Below are 599 nucleotides of genomic sequence, written 5' to 3' on the forward strand. Positions count from 1 at the left end.
TCGATCAGCGCCTTGGGCGTGATGGGCAATCAGGTCACAGTCAACGCCCAGACCATCGACAACCAATCCGGCCGCATCGGCGCGGGTCAAGACCTGGGCGTCACCACCGGCACGCTCAACAACACGTCGGGCAACGTGTCGTCCGACGCCAACGCCAAGCTCGCGGTCAATCGCCTGACCAACAGCAACGGCGCGGTGACGGCCGGCAATTCGCTGGAACTGACCACCGACAACCTGGACAACGACGGCAAGCTGCACGCGGGTCAAGACCTGAAGATCACCGCCAACACCCTGACCAACCGCGCCACAGGGGAACTGATCGCGGGGCGCAATACGGAACTGAACATCCGCGCCATGCTCGCCAACGCGGGCCTGATCGATGGCGGCTACACCCGTATCACCGCAGGCAGCCTCTCCAACTCCGGCCGCCTCTACGGCGACCGCATCGGTATCCAGACGCCGACCCTCATCAACGACCTCAACGCCGTCATCGCGTCGCGCGGCGACCTGGACCTGGGAGTCGGCACGCTGACCAATCGCGAGCATGCGCTGATCTACTCGGCGGGCGACCTGCGCGTGGGCGGGGCGCTGGACGCAAC

1 protein-coding gene is annotated in these 599 nt (G+C 65.8%); it reads left to right on the top strand.

The features are described 5' to 3' along the window. A partial coding sequence (locus tag AC3WMR_RS30685) for a hypothetical protein (protein ID WP_492266983.1) occupies positions 1–599 on the top strand: 599 nt, incomplete at both ends.

Source organism: Achromobacter sp. FW305-C-28 (assembly GCF_058783235.1).